We start from the raw sequence: 2,857 nt of genomic DNA, 5'->3' as shown, positions 1-2,857 counted from the left end.
CCCCGCGGCGGGCCGCCTCCGCCGTCCGGTCACGGGCGACCGGACCCCCGCACATCTGACTGAACATCCAACAGAAAGAACAACCGGTATGCAGGTTCACAAGTACGACGTGGTCATCATCGGCGCCGGTGGTGCCGGTATGCGCGCCGCCATCGAGGCCGGTCAGCGCTCCCGCACTGCCGTACTGACCAAGCTGTACCCCACGCGTTCCCACACCGGCGCGGCGCAGGGCGGCATGTGCGCGGCTCTCGCCAACGTCGAGGAGGACAACTGGGAGTGGCACACGTTCGACACCATCAAGGGCGGTGACTACCTGGTCGACCAGGACGCCGCCGAGGTGATGGCCAAGGAGGCCATCGACGCCGTTCTCGACCTCGAGAAGATGGGCCTGCCGTTCAACCGCACCCCCGAGGGCAAGATCGACCAGCGCCGCTTCGGCGGCCACACCCGGGACCACGGCAAGGCCCCTGTGCGCCGCGCGTGCTACGCCGCGGACCGCACCGGCCACATGATCCTCCAGACGCTGTACCAGAACTGCATCAAGCACAACGTGGAGTTCTTCAACGAGTACTACGTCCTGGACCTGATCATGACCGAGGTCGACGGTCAGCGCCGCGTCGCCGGCGTGGTCTCCTACGACCTCGCCTCCGGGGAGCTGCACGTCTTCCAGGCCAAGTCCGTGGTCTTCGCCTCCGGCGGAGCCGGCAAGGTCTACAAGACCACCTCCAACGCCCACACGCTCACCGGCGACGGCATGGCGATCGCCTTCCGCAACGGCCTGCCCCTCGAGGACATGGAGTTCATCCAGTTCCACCCGACCGGCCTGGCCGGGCTGGGCATCCTCGTCTCCGAGGCCGCCCGCGGCGAGGGCGGGATCCTGCGCAACGCCGACGGCGAGCGGTTCATGGAGCGCTACGCCCCGACCATCAAGGACCTCGCCCCCCGTGACATCGTGGCCCGGTCCATGGCCAACGAGGTGCGCGAGGGCCGCGGCGCCGGGCCGAACAAGGACTACGTCCTGCTCGACCTCACGCACCTCGAGCCGGCGCACATCGACGCGAAGCTGCCCGACATCACGGAGTTCGCCCGCACCTACCTGGGCGTGGAGCCCTACACCGAGCCCGTCCCGGTGTTCCCGACCTGCCACTACGCCATGGGCGGCATCCCGACCAACATCAAGGCCGAGGTGCTCCAGGACAACGAGACGGTGGTCCCGGGCCTGTACGCCGCCGGCGAGGTGGCCTGCGTGTCCGTGCACGGCTCCAACCGGCTGGGCACCAACTCGCTGCTGGACATCAACGTGTTCGGCAAGCGCGCCGGCATCTACGCGGCCGAGTACGCGCAGCAGGCCGAGTTCGTGCCCGTCCCGGACACCGCCCTGGACAGCACCGTGGCGCTGCTGGACAACGCCCGCAACGGCACCGGCACCGAGAAGGTCGCCGCGATCCGCAAGGACCTGCAGGACACCATGGACCTCAACGTCCAGGTGTTCCGCACCGCCGAGACCCTGCAGGCGGCGCTGGACGACATCGCCGCCCTCGAGGCCCGGTACGCGAACATCTCCATCCAGGACAAGGGCAAGCGCTTCAACCTCGACCTGCTCGAGGCCGTGGAGCTCGGATTCCTCCTGCAGCTCGCGAAGGTCATGACCGTGGCCGCCCTGCACCGCACGGAGTCCCGCGGCGGGCACTTCCGGGAGGACTTCCCGGAGCGCGACGACGCCAACTTCATGAAGCACTCGATGGTCTACCTCGACCCCTCCTCCCCCACCGCGGGGATCCGGCAGGAGACGAAGCCCGTCATCTTCACCCGCTACGAGCCCATGGAGCGTAAGTACTGATGTCTACCGCACACACTCCCGACCGGCCCGAGGACGGCCGCGACGACGACCCCCAGGACCGCGCCCCCGAGCACGGCCACGCCCCGGCCCACGGCCAGGACGACCGCGCCGGCCACAAGACCGACGCGGACGCCGGTGCCGCCGACGAGCGCGACGAGTCCGCGGCACCGGCCGTGGACCCCGCCGCCGAGAACGCCGAGGGCGGGGAGCCCGCCTCGCGGGTGGAGCTGCCCGAGGAGGAGCAGGGCAAGCAGGAGATCCCGACCTTCGACCTGACCCTGCAGATCCGCCGCTACAACCCGGAGGTCTCCGACGAGGTCCGCTGGGACGAGTTCAAGCTCACCATGTACGGCACCGACCGCGTGCTGGACGCCCTGCACAAGGTGAAGTGGGAGATCGACGGGACGCTCGTCTTCCGCCGCTCCTGCGCCCACGGCGTGTGCGGTTCGGACGCCATGCGCATCAACGGCCAGAACCGGCTCGCCTGCAAGGTGCTGCTCAAGGACCTCGACCTGTCCAAGCCCGTCACGGTGGAGCCGATCAAGGGCCTGCCGTGCGAGAAGGACCTGATCGTGGACATGGAGCCGTTCTTCCAGTCCTACCGCGAGATCATGCCGTTCCTGGTGGCCGGCGGCAACGAGCCGACCATGGAGCGCTACCAGTCCCAGGAGGACCGGGCGCGCTTCGACGACACGACCAAGTGCATCCTGTGCGCCGCGTGCACGTCGTCGTGCCCGGTGTTCTGGACCGACGGCCAGTACTTCGGCCCCGCGGCCATCGTCAACGCGCACCGGTTCATCTTCGACTCGCGCGACGACGCCGGGGACCTCCGCCTGGAGATCCTCAACGACAAGGAGGGCGTGTGGCGCTGCCGCACGACCTTCAACTGCACCGAGGCGTGCCCGCGCGGCATCCAGGTCACGAAGGCCATCGCCGAGGTCAAGAGCGCCATCCTGAGCCGCTCCATGTGAGCCGTGCCCCGTCGCCGCCGCGGCCCGTCCCCTGCACCGCGGGGGG

2 protein-coding genes are annotated in these 2,857 nt (G+C 69.2%); both read left to right on the top strand.

Annotated features, from left to right (window positions below):
* Positions 1-88 precede the first annotated feature (88 nt).
* The gene (sdhA, locus tag ACFU0Y_RS17760; RefSeq protein ID WP_380216226.1) at positions 89-1,840 is read left to right on the top strand and encodes a succinate dehydrogenase flavoprotein subunit; all 1,752 of its coding nucleotides are present in this window, start codon (positions 89-91) and stop codon (positions 1,838-1,840) included.
* Positions 1,840-2,811 (top strand): succinate dehydrogenase iron-sulfur subunit, encoded by a 972-nt coding sequence (sdhB, locus tag ACFU0Y_RS17755; protein WP_380216224.1) that lies wholly within the window; start codon positions 1,840-1,842, stop codon positions 2,809-2,811. The genes sdhA and sdhB overlap by 1 nt, the downstream gene beginning before the upstream one ends.
* The last annotated feature ends 46 nt before the right edge of the window (positions 2,812-2,857 follow it).

The sequence above is a fragment of the Kocuria sp. NPDC057446 genome (genome assembly GCF_042802875.1).
Classification (GTDB): Bacteria; Actinomycetota; Actinomycetes; order Actinomycetales; family Micrococcaceae; genus Kocuria.
The sequence above is the reverse complement of the archived record's forward strand: the minus strand, read 5'-3'. Positions and strand labels throughout refer to the sequence as shown.

Coding starts and splice junctions, on each gene's coding strand:
- sdhA (WP_380216226.1), top strand. CDS start 89: ATGCAGGTTCACAAGTACGACGTGGTCATCATCGGCGCCGGTGGTGCC.
- sdhB (WP_380216224.1), top strand. CDS start 1,840: ATGTCTACCGCACACACTCCCGACCGGCCCGAGGACGGCCGCGACGAC.